The organism is Bradyrhizobium sp. UFLA05-89, assembly GCF_059803475.1.
On the sequence record NZ_JBANBA010000144.1, the window covers coordinates 1 to 17948 of the forward strand.

General features: G+C 64.4%; 16 protein-coding genes and 1 riboswitch. Of the genes, 7 read left to right on the top strand and 9 right to left on the bottom strand.

Going from position 1 to position 17948, the window contains the following annotated elements; all coding sequences use genetic code 11:
• Positions 1-68: 68 nt before the first annotated feature.
• Both cobF and cobT read left to right on the top strand, forming a co-directional pair.
• Positions 69-818, top strand: a complete 750-nt coding sequence (cobF, locus tag SO139_RS41165; protein ID WP_449377394.1) for a precorrin-6A synthase (deacetylating) — start codon at positions 69-71, stop codon at positions 816-818.
• A gap of 35 nt (positions 819-853) precedes the next feature.
• Entirely contained in the window at positions 854-1912 is a 1059-nt protein-coding gene (gene cobT, locus SO139_RS41170) for a nicotinate-nucleotide--dimethylbenzimidazole phosphoribosyltransferase (protein ID WP_449377393.1), read from the top strand.
• A 6-nt stretch (positions 1913-1918) separates the two neighbouring features.
• Here the strand turns inward: cobT and SO139_RS41175 are convergent, their stop codons facing one another.
• Positions 1919-2491 carry a histidine phosphatase family protein gene (locus SO139_RS41175; RefSeq protein ID WP_449377392.1) on the bottom strand — a complete coding sequence of 191 codons (573 nt, stop codon included), beginning with the start codon at positions 2489-2491 and terminating at the stop codon, positions 1919-1921.
• A gap of 75 nt (positions 2492-2566) precedes the next feature.
• Positions 2567-2766: riboswitch (cobalamin riboswitch) on the top strand.
• A gap of 117 nt (positions 2767-2883) precedes the next feature.
• On the opposite strand from SO139_RS41175, the gene SO139_RS41180 reads away from it, so the two are divergent.
• Positions 2884-5250: a TonB-dependent receptor gene (locus tag SO139_RS41180; protein WP_449377391.1), complete on the top strand. Its 2367-nt coding sequence runs from the start codon at positions 2884-2886 to the stop codon at positions 5248-5250.
• Positions 5251-5262: 12 nt separating this feature from the next.
• On the top strand, positions 5263-6711 hold the full coding sequence (locus tag SO139_RS41185; protein WP_498541835.1) for a PepSY domain-containing protein: 1449 nt from the start codon (positions 5263-5265) through the stop codon (positions 6709-6711).
• Between the two features lie 6 nt (positions 6712-6717).
• On the opposite strand, the gene SO139_RS41190 is transcribed toward SO139_RS41185, so the two are convergent.
• Both SO139_RS41190 and SO139_RS41195 read right to left on the bottom strand, forming a co-directional pair.
• A complete protein-coding gene (locus SO139_RS41190) occupies positions 6718-7371 on the bottom strand; it encodes an alpha/beta hydrolase (protein WP_449377389.1) in 654 nt (217 codons plus the stop codon).
• A complete protein-coding gene (locus SO139_RS41195; protein WP_449377388.1) occupies positions 7371-8309 on the bottom strand; it encodes a ring-cleaving dioxygenase in 939 nt (312 codons plus the stop codon). Before SO139_RS41195 ends, SO139_RS41190 begins: the two co-directional genes overlap by 1 nt.
• 132 nt (positions 8310-8441) lie before the next feature.
• On the opposite strand from SO139_RS41195, the gene SO139_RS41200 reads away from it, so the two are divergent.
• Positions 8442-9326 (top strand): LysR family transcriptional regulator, encoded by an 885-nt coding sequence (locus SO139_RS41200; protein WP_449377387.1) that lies wholly within the window; start codon positions 8442-8444, stop codon positions 9324-9326.
• A 409-nt stretch (positions 9327-9735) separates the two neighbouring features.
• Positions 9736-10398, top strand: coding sequence for a response regulator transcription factor (locus tag SO139_RS41205; protein WP_449377386.1), 663 nt, complete (start codon positions 9736-9738; stop codon positions 10396-10398).
• Between the two features lie 3 nt (positions 10399-10401).
• On the opposite strand, the gene SO139_RS41210 is transcribed toward SO139_RS41205, so the two are convergent.
• From SO139_RS41210 to SO139_RS41235, 6 genes are all read right to left on the bottom strand, one after another.
• Positions 10402-10827 (bottom strand): response regulator transcription factor, encoded by a 426-nt coding sequence (locus SO139_RS41210; protein WP_449377385.1) that lies wholly within the window; start codon positions 10825-10827, stop codon positions 10402-10404.
• 118 nt (positions 10828-10945) lie between these two features.
• Positions 10946-12898 (bottom strand): alpha/beta hydrolase domain-containing protein, encoded by a 1953-nt coding sequence (locus SO139_RS41215; RefSeq protein WP_449377384.1) that lies wholly within the window; start codon positions 12896-12898, stop codon positions 10946-10948.
• Between the two features lie 81 nt (positions 12899-12979).
• Positions 12980-13660: an SDR family NAD(P)-dependent oxidoreductase gene (locus tag SO139_RS41220; protein ID WP_449377383.1), complete on the bottom strand. Its 681-nt coding sequence runs from the start codon at positions 13658-13660 to the stop codon at positions 12980-12982.
• 4 nt (positions 13661-13664) lie between these two features.
• Entirely contained in the window at positions 13665-14852 is a 1188-nt protein-coding gene (locus SO139_RS41225; protein ID WP_449377382.1) for a sialidase family protein, read from the bottom strand.
• Positions 14849-16285 (bottom strand): sodium:solute symporter family protein, encoded by a 1437-nt coding sequence (locus SO139_RS41230; protein WP_449377381.1) that lies wholly within the window; start codon positions 16283-16285, stop codon positions 14849-14851. The genes SO139_RS41225 and SO139_RS41230 overlap by 4 nt, the downstream gene beginning before the upstream one ends.
• Before the next feature lie 222 nt (positions 16286-16507).
• Positions 16508-17305: an IclR family transcriptional regulator gene (locus SO139_RS41235; protein ID WP_449377380.1), complete on the bottom strand. Its 798-nt coding sequence runs from the start codon at positions 17303-17305 to the stop codon at positions 16508-16510.
• 232 nt (positions 17306-17537) lie between these two features.
• On the opposite strand from SO139_RS41235, the gene SO139_RS41240 reads away from it, so the two are divergent.
• A partial coding sequence (locus SO139_RS41240) for a dihydrodipicolinate synthase family protein (RefSeq protein ID WP_498541836.1) occupies positions 17538-17948 on the top strand: 411 nt, incomplete at its 3' end.

The following is a 17948-nucleotide window of genomic DNA, read 5'->3' on the forward strand; positions in this document are numbered from 1 at the left end:
GCGCCTGCACAACGCGGCGTAGAGATGAGCTGAGGGGCGGCCGTTCATGGTCGCCCTTCACACTCGTGATGGTCACGCTCTCCCTGATAGGTATCGGTTGCGGCGATCCCGAGCAGCTCACGCTTGCCGCGATCCGTGCCATCAATGCGGCAGATCTCGTGCTGATTCCGCGCAAGGGGACGCAGAAGTCCGATCTCGCCGACCTGCGGCGGACGATTTGCGCCGATGTGCTCACCAACAAAGAGACGCGTATCGCGGAGTTCGACTTGCCGGTGCGTGACGCCGGCGAGGCTGACTACCGCAAGGGCGTCGACGACTGGCATGATGCGGTCGCTGCGACCTGGTCGCAGGCGATCGCGGGCCATCTCGTACATGATGGCCGCGTTGCGTTGCTGATCTGGGGCGACCCGTCGCTCTATGACTCGTCCCTGAGGATCGCGCGACGGCTTGATCCTTTGCCCGCGATCGAAGTCATCCCCGGCATCACGTCGATCCAGGCGCTGTGCGCGGCGCATGCGCTGCCGCTGAACGATATCGGCGCGCCTTTCCTGGTCACGACAGGGCGGCGACTGCGCGAAGGCGGCTGGCCTGACGGAGCCGACACCGTGGTGGTGATGCTCGATGGCGGCACGGCGTTTCAGTCGCTCGATCCGCAAGGCCTGCAGATCTGGTGGGGCGCCTATCTCGGCATGCCCGATCAGGTCGTCATGTCGGGTGCGTTGGCCGAGATCGGTCCGCGCATCGTCGCCGCACGGCAGGAGGCGCGCGAACGGCACGGCTGGATCATGGACAGCTACATTCTCAAACGCAGCGTGTGACGCGACCGCAGTCGCGTGAACGGAGGCAGGACGACATGCTCCCCAATTGGGTTTACGAGAAATGCCCGGGTATCTCGACCTCGCACCGCGAGGCGGCGATGGCGCGGCAGGCGCAACTGACCAAGCCGACCGGTGCGCTCGGTCGGCTCGAGCAGGTCGCGATCGACCTTGCGGGCCTGCAGGAGACGGAGCAGCCGCGCGCCGCGCGCGTGCCGATCATCGTCTTTGCCGGCGATCACGGCATCGTCGCCCAGGGCGTCTCCGCCTATCCGCAGGAAGTCACGATCGCGATGATGTCGAATTTCGCCGCCGGCGGTGCTGCGATTTCGGTGCTGGCGCGTGAATTGGGCTTAAGTCTCGAGGTCGTCGATGCCGGCTCGCTGGCACAGTCGGAGGGCGCGGGGATTGTCGCGGACAAGCCGCGCTGTGGCACGCGCGATTTCAGCGTGGAAGCTGCGCTGGAGCCGGCGGAGCTGGTGTTTGCGTTCGAATGCGGACAGCGCGCTGTGACGCGTGCGGCGGCGAAGCAGCCTGATCTCCTCATCCTCGGCGAGATGGGCATCGGCAATACCACGGCGTCGGCGGCGATCGCGGCGAGCCTGCTCGGCGTGAGCGCCGACGAGATCGCCGGCAGCGGCACCGGTGTCGATGCCGTAGGGCGTGCACGCAAGGCGCGCGTGATCGACGCTGCGCTTGCACGGCATGGCCTGACGAAGACGGGCGCGTCTGCGGAGGAGGTCCTGCGCGCAGTCGGCGGCCTCGAAATCGCGGCGATCTGCGGCGCAATCATCGCGGCTGCACAGCGGCGTGTTCCAACCCTGATCGACGGCTTCATCGTGTCGGTTGCTGCGCTGGCGGCCGCGCGCCTCAATCCGTCATGTCAACCGTTCCTGCTGCCGTCGCACCAGTCGGCGGAGCTGGGTCATCGCCTGGTGCTTCGCGCGCTCAACGTTCAGCCGCTGGTCAGCCTCGATCTCAGGCTCGGGGAGGGATCGGGCGCCGCGATCGCGCTGCCGCTGGTGCGGCTCGCCTGCGCCCTGCACAATGGCATGGCGACGTTCGCGCAGGCCAATGTTCCGGATCGTCCGGCCTGAGACGGCTCAAGCGATCGTCTGATTGACCGACACGATCCGCCAGCCGTTCGCGAGCCGATCGATGCGGGTGAGCGAGAGTGGCTCGATCGCAAAGCGCAGCGCCGCCTCCGGGGCGAGGTCGAGCGCGATGCACAGCACAGCGCGGATGGTGCCGGAATGGACGACGAGGACCGCCGGTCCTCTTTCGATGCGGTGAAGGCCTTCACGGGTTCTGGCGATCTGATCTTCAAAACTTTCGCCGCCCGGCGGCCTCGCGTGCGCTGGATTGGCCCAGAACTGCGCGTAGGGCTCGCCGCCCGAGGCGGCGAGATCGTCGTGACGTCGTCCGGTCCATTCGCCAAAATCCTGCTCGCTGAACCCGGGCACGAGGATCGGATCGAGCCCGAGCGCGTGCGCCGTGTCGACGGTCCGTCGTGCCGGGCTCGCGTAGCTCGCGGCCCCCTGCGGCAGGCACCGTCGCAACGCGTCCAAACGCGTCCGGTCGCTGAGGTCGGCCTGCGCATCCATGGCGTGGATCGTCCCCGCGACGCCATCGACGACCGCATGTCTCACCAACCAGAGGAAGGTGTCCCCCTCCATTCAGCATCTCCACAGACGTTTGCACCGCTGCGACAAGAATGCCGCGGCCAGCACATTGACTCTCTGTCGCTCCTAATCATAGATGCTCGCGACGGTTTCCCCATCCGGGGATGAAAAGGGAATGCGGTGCGGGGATTTTCCCCAATGCCGTAGCTGCCCCCGCAACTGTAAGCGGAGAATCCTTCGTCACAAGCCACTGGGCTCTCGGTCCCGGGAAGGCGGCGAAGAGGTCACGACCCGCGAGCCAGGAGACCTGCCGTCAGCCGTGGTCACACGCGAAGATGTCGGTCGGGGAGTACAGACATTTGGCTTAGCTGGAGGCGAGAACTGCGCCGAAGGTTGAGACTTGGTTCGCTGTGACGTGCCACTGACGTCATACCGAGGTCCGAACCATGTCTTCCGCCCGCACCGGCTACCCGCGCAAATTCCTGCGCGCGTCCAGCATTCTCACGCCGTTCATCTTCGTCGATATATCCGCAGCCGTTGCGCAGCAAGTCCGCGAGCAATTGCCGCCGGTCGAGGTCCGCCAGGCCGACCAAAGCCGCAAGCCGGCCAAGCCGGGCGGACGCAATGAGCGAAGCGCCCGGCGCGCGGCGCCGAACAGAACGGCGACCGCCGTGACCTCGCAAAAGCCGGCCGTTCAGAACGCGACGCAGACACCACTCAACACGAATGCGGTGGCCGAAAGCGCTTCGCGTCTCGGCCTCACTGCGCGTGAGGTGCCCGCGACCGTCGAGGTGATCTCGGCCGAGACGATTCGCGAGCAGGGCTACCGGACCGTTTCGGACGTCGCGCAGGGCACGGTCGGCGTGACCGCCGGCGACAATCCGGCGGAGCCTTCGGCCTTCTCGATGCGCGGCTTCACCAACAGTCAGATCAATACTCTCTACAACGGCATCAAGATCGGCCCGCAGAACATGACCTCGCGCATCATGGACACGGCCAATCTGGAAGCGGTGGAGTTTCTGAAGGGGCCGGCCTCGCTGATGTCAGGCGAGGGCGCCAGCGGCGGCGCGGTCAATTTCGTGACCAAGCAGCCGCACACCGGGCCGGTCCAGAACGAGGCATTCTTTTCGTACGACTCGCTGAACTCGTACCGCAGCTATTACGGCTCCGGTGGCAGCACCAATGTGCAGGGTCTCGATTATCGGTTCGACGTCAGCCGCTCCTCGCTCAATGGCTTTGCCGACGACACCAGCACCAAGACGCTCGATGTATCGAGCCAGCTCAACTATCGCGTCTCGGACAATCTCAAGCTCTGGGGCGCGATCGAATACAGGGAGGATCGCTCAAAGGGCTATTGGGGCGTTCCGCTGGTGCCGATCGCCTACAGCGGGTCGCACGCCACAGCCGGCATCGTCTCCGGCAGCTACGTCTCGAACTACAACGGGTCGAATCTCGGCCCCGTCACGATCGACGACCGCACCTTCAACACCAACTACAATGTGCTCGACAATCGCAACGCGGCGCAGGAGGTGTGGCTGCGTGGCGGCTTCGAGCTCAAGCTCGCGCAGGGCCTCACCTTGAAGAGCCAGACCTATGGCTATGGTGCCGAGCGTACGTGGTTCAACAACGAGGTCGAGGCGTTCAACGCCAATTCAAACCTGGTCGATCGCGAGCGCTTCTATGTGGCGCACAGCCAGCGGCTGGTCGGCAACGTCACCGACCTGACCTGGGATGCGAATATCGCAGGTTTTGACAATCGCCTGGTGACGACCTTCGCCGCGAGCGATCTCGATTTTGTCCGGCCGGGCGCGGCGAATTTCCCGCATGATCTCGTCACGCTGGTCGATCCCGCGCGTGGTTACTATGGCCCGCTCACGACGCAGCAGCAGACGGCGCGCATCGACAACGAAGCATTGTCGTTCGAGGACCGGCTGAAGATCACCCGAAGCTTCGCGCTGATCGGCGGCCTGCGCGTCGAGCATATCGGGCTCGACCGCAATTCGACCAACGTCGGCGGTCTTGAGAAGGCGGGCTTCCCGTTCTCGAAGGACTGGGCGCCGGTGACCGGCCGCATCGGCTACACCTGGGAAGCGGTGCCCGGCCTGACCTTCTATAGCCAGTATGCGACCGGCGCCGACGTCTCGGCCAACAACATCTTCCTGCTCGCACCAACGCAGCCGCTCGACCTGACGACCTCGCGCACCTACGAGACCGGCGTCAAGCATCTGTTCTGGGACAATCGGGCAGAATGGTCGTTCTCGGCCTACGACATCCTGCGCAAGAACGTCTATGCAGCCGCCGGCGGCATGCAGCTCAACATTGCCGGGCGACAGGAGTCCAAGGGCGTGGAGCTCGCCGGTGCCGTGCGCGTGACGGACGCCATGCGGCTGTGGGGCAATATCGCCTATGTCGATGCACGCTATGCCGACTACAATTTTGCCGGTGGCTCGTTCTCCGGCAATACGCCGCCAAACGTGCCGCGCATCGTCGCCAATGCCGGCGCATCCTATCGCTTCTTCACACCTTTCCTCACACCTTGGCCGGTGGAGCTCGGCGTCGTCGGACGTCACGTCGGCGATCGCTACAACACCGATGCGAACACCGTGACGCTGAACGCCTACACGATCGCAGACGTCTACGCATTCGTCGACATCCCGAAATCGGTCTTCGCCGTCGAGCAGACGCGTCTGACGTTCCGCGTGCGCAATATCACCGACAAGCGCTATGCGGTCTGGGGCGATCCGTTCTACCCCGATCAGGTTCTGCTGGGCGCGCCGCGCACCTATGAGATCTCCGCCGCGTTCAAGTGGTAAGGTGATGATCGCATGATGGGCGCGACGATCCTGCTGCACCGCTGGCTTGGAATTGCGTTCTGCCTGCTGTTTGCGATGTGGTTCGCAAGCGGAATCGTGATGCACTTCGTTCCGTTTCCTTCATTGAGTGAAGCGGAACGCGTCGAAAGTCTCGCACCACTGGGAAACGTGGCTGCGGGGATTGGGCCGTCGGACGCCGTCGCGGCGAGCGGACTGTCCGACGCTGCGCGCGTGCGGCTGATCCGGCGGAGCGACGGTCCCGTCTACGTCGTCATGGGGCCTTCGCGGTCGCATGCAATCCGCGCAACGGACGGCGCCGACGCCGCCGTGACATCGCCGGACGTTGCACTTGCCATCGCGACCGATCATGCGCGACGGCGCGGGCTTGATGTTGCCCGCGCGTCGATCGTCGCGCTTGCCGAGTACGATCAATGGAGCGTGCCAAACGGCTTCGATCGGCATCGGCCGCTGTTCCGCGTGGCACTCGCCGACGCTGATGGGACGGAGCTTTACGTATCGTCGGTCACGGGCGAGATCGTCCTGGATACGATGCGGCGCGAGCGCGGATGGAATTTCATCGGCAGCGTCGTGCACTGGATCTATCCGACTGTGCTGAGGCGCAACTGGTCGCTGTGGGACGGGGTCGTCTGGAGCCTCTCGCTGTTCGCATTGATCGCAGCCGTGCTTGGCGCTGCGCTGGGCATCGCGCGGATCAGGCTTGAAAAAGGGCGAATGCGCTCACCCTATCGCGGCTGGCATGCCCTGCATCACGTCATCGGGCTCTTGGCGACGACCTTCGTGCTGACCCTGATCTTCAGTGGCTGGCTGTCCATGGACCACGGACGCTTGTTCTCACGCGGGCAGTTGACGCAAGCCGAAGCGAATATCGCCTCTGCGGTGCCCGACTGGTCCGCGCTTGCGACCGTGAACTGGCCGCCGATCTCACCATCGGCCCGCGAGGTCGAGTGGTTCGCCTTCAACGGCAGCTTCTACCGGCGCGACCGCGTCGGTCTCGACAGGCAGATCCTGGTCAGGGCAGGGGATTCGAAACCGGACGAGCAACAGCCATTCCTGAATCCCCGCGATATCTCAGGAGTGACCGAGAGTCTTTGGGACGGTTGTGGCGTTCCAACACCGGTCAGTGCGACCGATGAGTATCCTGCATCGTCTTTGCTGCCGGGTGGACCCGTCTACCGCACGCGATGCGGCGACGTCTGGTTCGACATCGACGGTTCGAACGGCGTAGTGCTGCAAAAGCTGGATTCGTCGCGACGGGTCTATCGTTGGCTCTACAGTGCCCTGCACACGCTGGATTTTCCCATCCTGCTGGCGCATGCGCACGTGCGCAGCGTTCTGATCGTCGGCTTGTGTGCCCTCGGCTTCGTGTTCTCGCTCACCGGCATTGTCATCGGCTGGCGCCGATTGCGTTACACAATCGGCGCCGGGATCTTGCGGCCGTGACAGACCTCACGCGTTCGCGGCTTCGTTGCGGCGTGAGCCGTCGGACAATCCTTCCTCGGCCAGCCACTCGCGCGCCAGATTGACGTCGAGCTGGGAGAGTTGGTGGCCGACCGGCAACACGCGGCTCTCCACGCGCGCGCCAGATGCAGCGAGAGTCCTGGCAAGGCCTCCGACATTGCCGGGAGGGACGATCGGATCGTGCTGGCCGGAAAGCAGCAGCACCGACTTGCCGGCAAGATCGGCCTGGGGCGGCCTTGCCAGCGGCGCCATCGCGCGCAGCAGCACGGCACCGCGCAGGGTTTGCGGTCGAAGCAGCAGGATGGCCGCCGCGATGTTGGCGCCGTTGGAATAGCCAAGCGCCACCGGCGCCGCGATGCCGTACTCGTTGCGTGTGGCATCGACGAAGTCGGCAAGGTCATGCGCGCGGCGCACCACGTCGGCCTCGTCAAACACGCCCTCGGCAAGCCGCCGGAAGAAGCGCGGCGCGCCGCCTTCCAGCACCTGTCCGCGCGCCGAGAGCAGCGCACGGTCAGGGGCCACCATGCGGCCGAGCGGGATCAGGTCGTTCTCGTCGCCGCCCGTGCCGTGCAGGAGCAGCAGCGGCGCAAGATCGCGCCGCGTGCCCTTCTCGAAGCGGTGGATGAAAGAGAGCTGGCTCATCACGCCGCCTCCTCATCGCCCAGCGGGGCCAGCACGCCTTCGATGTCCTTGCGATGTGCCTCCAGGAACGGCGGCAGCTTCAAGGCCTCGCCGAGCGTTGCGAGCGGCTCGTCCACGGCAAAGCCCGGAATGTCGGTGGCGATCTCGAACAGGATGCCGCCGGGCTCGCGGAAGTAGATCGAGCGGAAGTAGTTGCGGTCCTTCTGCTCGGTCGGCTGCATGCCGTGCTCGGTCACGAGCTTACGCGCCATCTCCGCCTCAGTCGCATCGTCAGCGGCACGGAACGCGATATGATGCACGGAGCCGCGACCCATGCGGCCGGGCAGAAAGCCCTTGGCCTCATAGATATCGACGATGCCGCCGGCTGAGTTCGGCGAACGATAGCGGCTGATCGAACCCTCGCGGCCGGCCGCCTCGAAGCCGAGCACATTGGTGAGGATGGCGCCGGTCTTGGCGGCATCATCGAGCAGCAGCGTCACACCGTGAAAGCCGCGCATCGCGTGCTCGGTCGGAACGTCGCCGTTGCTCCAGGCGCGCTCGTTCTCGGCACCGGGTACGCCGACCAAAGCGAGGCTCATGCCGTCAGGGTCGGTGAAGGACAGCACGCTCTCGCCAAATCGCTTCTCCAGCGCCTCATGCGCGACGCCCTTCTCGATGAAGCGATGGGTCCAGTAGCCGATCGAGCGTGCGGGTACGCGGAAGGCGGTTTGCTGGGTTTGGCCGACGCCGCCCCGGCCCGGTGCCGCATGCTCCCAAGGGAAGAAGGTGAGGATGGTGCCGGGCGTGCCGCTCTCGTCGCCATAATAGAGGTGATAGGTGCCGGGATCGTCGAAATTCACGGTCTTCTTGACCAGCCGCAGGCCCAGAAGCTCTCTGTAGAACTTCAGGTTCCCCAGCGGGTTACCGGAAATCGCGGTGACGTGGTGAAGGCCGGCCATAACTTGTCTCCATTGCGTGTGAGCCCTATCGGCTCGTCATGCTGGAAATATCGTTCCGCTCCATTTCAAAGACAATCTGGCGTTTCATGGCATCACTGTCTATGAAATGGCGACAATTGAAACGGTGCCGGAATGGACAAGCTGGCAGGCCTGCGGGCCTTTGCGAAGGTGGTCGAGCTCGGCAGCTTTTCCGAAGCGGGCCGGGCGCTGCGATTGTCGCGATCCGCGGTGAGCAAATATGTCGGCGAACTCGAGGACGAGCTCGGCGTGCAGCTCTTGAACCGCACCACGCGCCGCGTCAGCCCGACCGAAAACGGCCAAGCCTATTTTGAGCGCGTGCTGGGCATCATCGGCGAGCTCGAGGCCGCGGACCATGCCGTCACTCAGTCGCAGGCTACACCGCGCGGATTGCTGCGGGTCAATGCACCGATGTCGTTCGGTACGCTTCGGCTCGGGCCGGCGATTGCCGAGTTCATGCAGCGTTATCCCGAGCTTCGCATCCAGCTCGTGCTGAGCGACGAGAATGTCGATCCGCTCCAGGACGGTCTCGATGTCACCTTGCGCATTGCCGATCTGGAATCCTCGAGCCTGATCGCGCGCAAGATCGCGCCGATCGCCCGTGTGATCTGTGCTTCACCGGATTACTTCAGAAGCCACGGCGTGCCATCGCATCCCAACGATTTGCGCGATCACAACTGCCTCACTTACGGATTCCTCTCCACCGGCAACCAGTGGAAGCTGTCAGGCAAGGACGGCGATCACTGGATCCAGCCGTCCTGGACGCTGTGCGTCAACAATGCCGAGGTGCTGCGCGATGCAGCGGTGGCCGGGCGGGGAATCGCCTTGCTCCCCGTCTTCATCGGCGAGGACGCTTTGCAGACCGGGCGTCTTCGGACCTGTCTCGATGACTATCATGCGCCTCCACTGACGCTCTACGCGCTTTATCCGCCGACACGCCATCTCGCACTCAAGGTGCGTCTGTTCATCGATTTTTTGGTGGAACGGTTCGAGGGTTGATACGCCGGACGGGTTTCGATGCAACGCAGCAGGGGATGGCTCGTAGCAGACCCGCGGGCGCGCGCTGACGTTTGCTCAATGACTGCCGAGGTTGCCTGCGCTTGGCGTCTGCCGGAAGGTGCTCCGTCGAGGCGCGTTACACGCCGGCGAGCAGGACGATCGCGGCGATCGGCATCGTAACGCCGAGCGCCGGGAACACGAGTGATATGGTTTCGCTACTCATGCTACTAACTTACTGAATTCGTTTCGCTTCGCTAGCTATACGATGGCATAGCCGAGCGTACTGAATGGTTCAGTCTATGTCACCGGAAGGTCGGGGATGGACGGCCAATGTGCGCTGATCGCCCGCTTCCCTCGTCTTGGGGTGCCCGCTACACTCCTTGGTCGAAGCACGTGTCAAGGTGCGCTTGTGACGGAGCCCAAGGACAAGGATCAACCCGCGACAGTGGTCGTGATCGACGACGATCCGAGCATACGGCAATCGCTTGGCAATCTGCTGCGGTCGGCGGGATTCCGGGTCAGCCTGATGGGTTCGGTCAGCGAGTTTCTGGATGCGGGGCGGCCCGAAGGACCGACCTGCCTCGTGCTGGATGTGCGCCTCCCGGGACAAAGCGGACTCGAGCTGCAGCGCGAGCTCGGCAGCGGCAAGCGGCAGTTGCCGATTATCTTCATCACCGGCCATGCCGACATCCCGATGTCCGTCCAGGCGATGAAGGGCGGCGCAATCGAATTCCTGACGAAGCCATTTCGCGAGCAGGACCTGCTCGACGCGATCCAGCTTGGCCATGCCCGCGACCGCGCCTGGCTCGAGCAGGAGAAGATCAGCGCTGAGCTGAAGGCCCGCTTCGAAACGCTGACGCCGCGGGAGCGCGAAGTCATGGCGCTGGTGGTGAGTGGGCGGCTGAACAAGCAGATCGCGGCGGAGCTTGGCCTCAGCGAGATCACCGTCAAGGTTCATCGCGGCCAGGTGATGCGAAAGATGCGTGCGAAGTCGCTGCCCGAGTTGTCGCGCATGGCAGACCGGGTTCTTCTCGCGCTGGGAAAATCGAACGACAGCGGCAAGGTGGCCTGACGGTCACCGACCCGCTCGAGCCAGAGCGTTGCGAATGGCGCTGAGCAGATCGTCCTCGTTGAACGGCTTGGTGAGCAGGCAATGCACGCCATTCTGCTGTGCGCGAGCCCGGACATGGTCACTCGGGTAGGCGGTTATGATGATCGTGGGGATCGAATTTCCCTGGCTGAGCAGAGTCTGGTGCAGATCAAGTCCGCTCATGTTCGGCATATTGGCGTCGACGACCAAGCAGCCAACCTGATCCATCTTCGCGGAGCGCAGAAACTCCTCCGCAGATGCAAAGACCTCCGCAGAAACACCAATGGAGCGCAGCAGCCCGCGAACCGCGGTACGAACCGAGTTGTCGTCGTCTACGATCGCAACGAGTCGTCCTGCATGAGGTACTTGCACGATCCGTAATCCCGAAAACGGGCAATCGCGAGACGACAATGATGATCCCGCATAAGACCGTTAACGCAAGCTTAGGTCCAACGACCAACCGCGGCGACTATACAGATGTATACTCGGGCGCCGTCGGCTTGCCGGCGATACGCCCGCGCACGCGCCGTCAGGGCGCAAGTCGGGCCAGCGTGCCGGCTTGCGCCGCGGCGACGGCATCGGCTGCATCCTCGGGAAGGAGCAGACGATCGTCGACCATGCGCACGGCTGCAGCCTTGACCGCGGCAACATAAGCATCCGGCGTGGGATAAAGCTCCTCGATCGAGGGGCGGGGGTCGCCGGCCGCAAGACGCTCTGCGCGCGTGCTGGCGAAGGCGAGCGTGCCGCCCATCTGGGTGCACAGCGTTTGTCCGCCATCTGCCCCTGCGATCGCATTCCATCCCGTGTAGGTCGCGCGAGCCGCAGCAAGCAATGGCAGCCGGACGCCAGCCAGCGCGTTGCCATCAGCGCCGGCGCGCGGCAGATAGAGCGGGTATTCTCCGTGTACCTTCGGCAACGGAGCTGCCTGTTCAATTGCCTCCGCGCGCGCATACTGAGCGCGATAGCCAAGGCCCGGGATCGGCACCGGATAGACGTCCCTGGCTGCTGCAAGCGTATTCTGCGCCAGTGTCGGGTAGCGGCTTGCCGGCGGTGCCACGTCCTCGGTGATCCACGCCTGCAAGCCGGTGAGCAGCGCGCGGAAGGCGGGGCCGCCATACACGGGATTGAGAGGCAGGGTGCAGGTCGGCCTGTGTGTAACGACGGCAGTCGCGACATTGCCGTGCGGGCTGCCTGCAACCATGTAGAGCCGCACCTCAGGCGGCGGTTCCAGATTGCGCCCGCGCGTGTCGGTGACGAGCAAGCTCGCTTCGGACCCCCAGAACTCGAACTCGGAATCGATCTGCATGATGCGCGGACAGGTGTTGGTCAGGCTGCAGCGGAGCAACAGTCCGTCGCGCCGTCCAGTGAACGCATCCTCCGTCACGGCATAGGTGAAGGGGAAACGCAGCACGGGATAGAGGCGGTCGAACTCAGGCCCAGGATTGCGACCCGGCTCGGCAAAACGGTCATTGGTGAAGCTGCGCCGCGCGCCGGGAATGATCGGCATCATCGCCTCGAACACGAGACGTCCGGTTTCGTCCTCGTTCATCCCAAAATAAAGCACGTCGCGCAGCACGCGGCCGGACTGCGAGATGCCAAGTCCGATCGCTCGCGAGATGCCGCTCTGGCCGTCGGCCGCGAGCGGATTGGTCGGGCCGCCCTCGCGCCTCAGGAAGGCGGCGACGTCGCGGATTGCGGCGAGACCCATTCCGGTCAGCTTCGGGTCGCGCGCCGTGTAGGTCAGCTCGTACAGCGCATCCGAGGTGAAGCCGGCCGGGCGCGTGATCTCGATCGTCTTGTCGTCGATGAAGCTGAGCTTGAGCTCCGGTGGAGTTTGGCGCGGATCGTCGGCGCGAGCATGCACCGACAATTGTGCGCTTGCCCGGTCCGCAACGGGATAGCTCAGTGTCGCGCCATGCGGATTGGTCGTGTCGCCAAAACTCCATTCCTCGCGGACGGGCCCGGTGATGCCCGCGACGACCGGCACCTGGATTCCAAGCATGCCGGCGCCTGTGGGTGCGTCCGCCTGCCAGCCCGCCCAGACCAGCGTGTAGCCCTGCGACAGCAGGAAGCCGCGGCCGGCGTCGTCGGCTTGATCGAGACGGATGCTACCCTGGATCGAGCTGTTGTCGAACCAGGCTGATATCAGCCTGCGCCCACGGTTCGGTATTTCGAACAGCAGGATGCCGTTCGGATGCGCAGGACGGAGGATGACGACGTCGCTGGTTGCCTCGACCTTGCCGTCAACATTGCGCGGCGCACGGTCGAGATCGGTGATGACGGCGTTGCGGGGATTGGCCGGATCGAGCGCGATGGTGGCGCTCGCGGTTATCCTCTCGACCTGACCGGCGGGCCCGAAGCTGCGGCCTTGCAGGGCGGAGGTGGTGCGATCGAGGACGTTGAACCGTGTGATCTCTGCACTGGCGGGCGTGGAGCAGGCGAGGGCGATCAGCCCGCTCAAGAGAGCGGCGTAGCGTATCATGTCGTGTCTCCTCCCAGAGTCAGGACATGATGAGTAGAGCGTGGCCGGATCGATCTGGCAAGCCGTGCGCGAGCGTCGCGCTCAGAGAGAGCTGCCGCCGCAGATCACGAGTTGCTGCCCGGTGATTGCGCCAGCTTCCGCCGAGAGCAGGAACGCCACGCTGGCGGCGACTTCCTCGGGACGAATGAAGCGGCCGATCGGCGGCAGTTTAGGCGTCACATTGGCGCGCGTCGGGTCGTTCAGCATCGGCGTTTCGGTCGCGGCGGGCGCGACGACGTTGACCGTGATGCCGCGGGGCGCGAGCTCAGCCGCCCATGAGCGTGCGAGCGCAACCAGCGCCGCTTTCGTCGCAGCATATTGTCCCCGGCCGGATGCGCCCGATGCGGTCCGGCTGCCGATGAAAACGATGCGCCCGCCCTCGGGTAGACGCGGCGCCAGTGCATTGGCGAGGCGCTCGGCGACATCGACATGCAGCCGCCACATCGCCGCGCCGTCGTCATGGTTGAGCGCGCCGAGTTGGCCGACCCTAAGGACGCCCGCGGCATGAACGAGAGCCGTCGGTGCGATGCTTGCGAGAGCAGGCGCGATGGCATCGACGTTCCCGAGGTCAAGCGACAGGTGATCAAACGCCGGATGGTCGAGAGGTGCGGGGCGGCGGCTGATGCCGGTGACGCGCCAACCATCGCGCAGCAGGCGTTCGACGACCGCGGCGCCGATGCCGGAACTTGCGCCTGTCACAAGTGCGTGGGGCCGCCCGCCCATCGTCCTAGTCCCCGACGGCGTGCGTGACCCATGGCTCCGTCACGCGCACATGCTTGATCGCCCGCCGATGGAAGGTGAAGGCCATGTGAAGCGCGCCGTCGGCGGTCTGCTTGATCGACGGATATGACAGCTCGCGGTTGGTCTGGTCGCGCGAATTATTGGTCATGCAGTAACCGTCGCCAGTCTCGACGTCGCGCTTGGTCCAGCTCCGTCCGCCATCGGCCGAGACGGCGAGCGTCATCGGCGCTCTCGGTGCGCCCCAGAACGCGGTGCGTCCGTGTGTCTTGCCGTCGCCGGCGATCACGGGCGGCAGCTCGTCCTCGATCTCGTCGTAGAGCGACAGACGGCGCTCGGTCGCGGCATTGGCGCTGGAGTCGTTGAAGACGAGCGCGAGATGTCCGTCGGCAAGCCGCGTGAACTGTATCGAGGAGTTATTGTTCGGAAGGATGGTCGCAACCGGCGCCGACCAGGTGCGGCCGTGATCGGTGGATCGGCTCTGATAGATGTTGTCCGCCCAGCGGCTTCGAAACAGTGCGAGCAGCGAGCCATCGTCAAGACGCTCGATGCACATATGCACGCAGCCGCGGCTTCCTGGCACGTCCACGTCGCGCCAGGTCGCGCCTGCGTCGGAGGAAATCTTCACCGCGCTTGTGTCCTCGTCGCCGTTCCATTTCCGTCCCGGCGTGCTGTGGCAATAGAAGACGGGCAAAAGCCAGTCGCCATTGTCGAGCACCACGATCGGCTGGCGGATGAAGGTGCCGCGACCGCGCTGCTCCGGGAACAGCGTTTCGATCGGGCCCCAGGTCCGGCCGTGGTCGCGCGATAGGCGCCTGCGAACGAAGGCCGTGTCCTGGTTTCCCGCAAGCTGCGCCGTCCACATCAGCCAGAGCGCGCCATCCGGGGCAGGGAACAGCACCGGGTTCTGCTCGGAACGCTTGGAATCGTCGGACAGCTTTTCGGCCGGCGACCATTGCGTCGCGCCGCGGGCAAGACGCGAGAAATAGACCGATATGTCCGACATGCCTTCCTGCGTGCCGCCGAACCAGACGCAGCCAAGGTCGCCATTGGCAAGCGGCATCAGATTGGCCGCGTGGTTCTGCACGCAGGGCGACGGAATGAAGGCGTCGAACCGGTCGGGTTCGCCGGCCGCCTGTCGCACGACGCCGTCGGCGATCTCGATGTCCGCGATCATGCTGAAGTCCTTTCCACAAAAGTACTGGTTTGCGTGGTCGCCGGCGCGGCGCGCTCAGTGGGCGGGCGGCCGAGCACGAGGCGCTCGATCGCCATCACGACCAGGGGCGTCGCCGCTGCGATGTACATGTTGTCGATGCCGAAGGGATTGCCAAGCAGATACCACACCGTCGTCGAGACGGCGGCCCCGATCAGTCCCGTGGTCGCACCGCGGTTGCTGGCAAACAGCGGCAGATAGAAGCCCATCATGGCGACGATGGTGATCGACAGCCTGAGCGCGCGCGTGAAGAACGACAGCTTGAGGATCTCGGGAACGAAGAACACGAACACCAGCGGCACGATGCCGATCACGACCGAGAATACGCGCGTCATCTTCAACTCGCGCTCCGGCGTCGGCTTCCAGTAGGGGACATAGAAGTCGCGCACCACGAGCGAGGCGATCGCGAGCGCGACCGTGCAGACGCTGACGAATATCGAGGCGACCAGCGAAGTCGTCACGAAGGCGGAGGCCAGAGGCGGCATCTTCTCCAGGAATACCGGCAGCGCGTAGAGGCTGTTCATGTCGGGGTAGAGGAATTTTGCCGCAACGCCGATCAGGGCGAGCAGGAAGCCGAGAGGGAGACAGAACGCGGCCGCGTAGAGGGTCGCCTTGCGGGCGTCGTCGGCGCTCGGCGTCGAGGAGATCGCCTGCACGATGAACTGTGTCGAGAAGATCGCGCCGACCGTGCCGAAGGTCCAGGCGAAGATGGTCGTGAAGCCGATCTTGCCGTCCCAGCTGAAATAATAAGCCGGCAGTTTCGCCTGGATCGGCGCGATCCCGCCGGTCAACGACATTGCGACCGCGAAGATGATGAGGATGCCGACGACCTTGATGGCGCTGTGGAGGATCGTGACCCAGGCCACGCCCTTCAGGCCGCCGAACACGTAATAGAACGTAGAGACCACGGCGATGATGCACATCGCAACGGGCAGGCTGATATGCAGCGAGGTGGCGATGGCGGCTGCGCCGCTGACATAGTTGCCGACGTTCACGAGCAGCAGAGCGTAGATCATGATCACCGAGACCGTGAGCATGGTCGACTTGCCGAATTTCTGCGCGATCGCGGCCGAGATCGTGTATTCGCCGGAATTGTAGAGTTTCTTGACCATCAAGAACCCGAACAGAAGGAAGCCGATCGAGGCGCCGAGCACGGCCCATCCGGCGGCCATGCCGGACTGAAACGCTTCCTGCGCCGTGCCGACGGTCGACTTGGCGCCGACGAATTCGGACATCATGAGCACGCCGACGACAACGGCCGGCATGGCGCGCGCGCCGGTCATGAACTGATCGCTCGTCCTGCTGCGCAGCTTGATCGTGAGCCACGACGTGAAGGCGATGTAGGCGGCGATCATCGTGACGATGAGCGTGCTCTCTCCATTGAGGATGGCTTGCATCAGTGGTGTTTCCTCTGGTGACGCGGACGCGGTGTTGTGAAGCCCGCTATGTCCGGTTTCGTTCCGACTCTGTTTGATCGGAATGCGAACAAATGTTGTTAATGCCTATTAGACCTGCCCGAGCGCCCTCCGTCAAGCGTACGCGTTGACGCGGCGGTCGATGCGCCACGTCTGGCGTTCATTGCCGCAGGGGGTTCAATAGGTTCCCGGTTGGAAGAGGGATCAGCCGCTCATCTGGACTGCGTTGGTCAGGAGTTTGGCGACGCGTAGCACTTCCGGCAGCGCTGATTTCTCGAACGTCTTGATATCGATGCGGTTGGCGTCGACGGTGAGACTGATGCCGGCCACGATGGATTTGTCGGGGCCGAAGACGGGTGCGGCGAGGGTGCGCAGGCCATAGGCGTTCTCGCCGTCCGAGACGGCATAACCCTGCTTGCGCACCTGATCGAGCCGCGTGAGCAGCGCCTTCAGATCCGTCAGCGTGCGCTCCGACAATTTGATCCGCTCGGTGGCCTCGAGCCGCGCGATCTGCTCGTTTTTCGGCAGACCCGCCAGCATGACGTGGCCGAGTGCCGCGGCATAGGCCTTGATCCGGCTGCCGGGCCTGCGGTCGATCTTGTGGCGGTCGAGACCGGCGCTGACGCGCGCGAGATAGACGACGTCGCTGCCGTCGAGAACACCCAGCGAGGCGGCGTCACCGAGCGCCGGGACCAGTTCGCGGAGCAGCGGTTCGGCCTGGCCGCGCAGGTTGCCGGCGGAGAGCGCGGTGTATCCGAGATCGAGGCACTTCAGGCTGAGGCGATAATGGCGCGACGCCTCGTTGGCGTGGAGATAGCCGAGTTTGACCAGCGTCTGCACCAGGCGAAACGCCGTGCCGCGGTCCATCTCGGCGCGCTCGGCAATCTCTGTGATCGTCAATTCGAACTCTTCGGCCGAAAAGCTCTTCAACACTGCGAAGGCCTTGGCCACCGAGTTCACAAAGTTCTTGGGATTGTCGGCTGGCGATGCGGTCTTGGCCAATGTTCGTTCCTTCATCTGGCGGCGCGTCGTCCACGAGAGAGTTGGAACCACTCGCGAATCCGCGCTTTACTTCGGCCCGTTGGCAAGCAGGGGAGCCCTCCCGGATAAAAAGGCATGGGCTGCTCGCTTGACGGCCGCGACTGCGAAGTCTAATCACATCCTCAAGGATTGACAACAATTGTTCGGATTCCGATCAATCGATCGGCCGGATGCCAACGGAGGAGCTCTCGTCGTGGACGTTCAGCCCAAAGGCGTGTTTTGCGCGGCGTTGACGCCGCTGGATGCCGATCTTGCGCCGGATCATGCCGTCTTCGTCAAGCATTGTCGCCATCTTCTGAGCGAAGGTTGTGACGGCATCGCATTGCTGGGCACGACCGGCGAAGCCAACTCGTTTTCCGCGAGCGAACGCAAGGCGCTGATCGAGAGCGTCGTCCGCGCCGGCATCGCGCCGTCAAAGCTCCTGCCGGGAACCGGCGTGCCGGCGTTGACCGAGACGGTCGAGCTGACGCGGCATGCCCTCTCGCTCGGTGCCACCACCGTCGTGATGCTGCCGCCATTCTACTACAAGGACGTCACGGACGAGGGACTGTATGCCTCCTACAGCGAGGTCATTCAGCGTGTCGCTGATGTCAGGCTCAAGGTC

Bases quoted from the DNA above. Each gene is read 5' to 3' on its own strand.
- cobF (WP_449377394.1), top strand. From the start codon at position 69: ATGGTCACGCTCTCCCTGATAGGTATCGGTTGCGGCGATCCCGAGCAG.
- cobT (WP_449377393.1), top strand. From the start codon at position 854: ATGCTCCCCAATTGGGTTTACGAGAAATGCCCGGGTATCTCGACCTCG.
- SO139_RS41175 (WP_449377392.1), bottom strand. From the start codon at position 2,491: ATGGAGGGGGACACCTTCCTCTGGTTGGTGAGACATGCGGTCGTCGAT.
- SO139_RS41180 (WP_449377391.1), top strand. From the start codon at position 2,884: ATGTCTTCCGCCCGCACCGGCTACCCGCGCAAATTCCTGCGCGCGTCC.
- SO139_RS41185 (WP_498541835.1), top strand. From the start codon at position 5,263: ATGATGGGCGCGACGATCCTGCTGCACCGCTGGCTTGGAATTGCGTTC.
- SO139_RS41190 (WP_449377389.1), bottom strand. From the start codon at position 7,371: ATGAGCCAGCTCTCTTTCATCCACCGCTTCGAGAAGGGCACGCGGCGC.
- SO139_RS41195 (WP_449377388.1), bottom strand. From the start codon at position 8,309: ATGGCCGGCCTTCACCACGTCACCGCGATTTCCGGTAACCCGCTGGGG.
- SO139_RS41200 (WP_449377387.1), top strand. From the start codon at position 8,442: ATGGACAAGCTGGCAGGCCTGCGGGCCTTTGCGAAGGTGGTCGAGCTC.
- SO139_RS41215 (WP_449377384.1), bottom strand. From the start codon at position 12,898: ATGATACGCTACGCCGCTCTCTTGAGCGGGCTGATCGCCCTCGCCTGC.
- SO139_RS41220 (WP_449377383.1), bottom strand. From the start codon at position 13,660: ATGGGCGGGCGGCCCCACGCACTTGTGACAGGCGCAAGTTCCGGCATC.
- SO139_RS41225 (WP_449377382.1), bottom strand. From the start codon at position 14,852: ATGATCGCGGACATCGAGATCGCCGACGGCGTCGTGCGACAGGCGGCC.
- SO139_RS41230 (WP_449377381.1), bottom strand. From the start codon at position 16,285: ATGCAAGCCATCCTCAATGGAGAGAGCACGCTCATCGTCACGATGATC.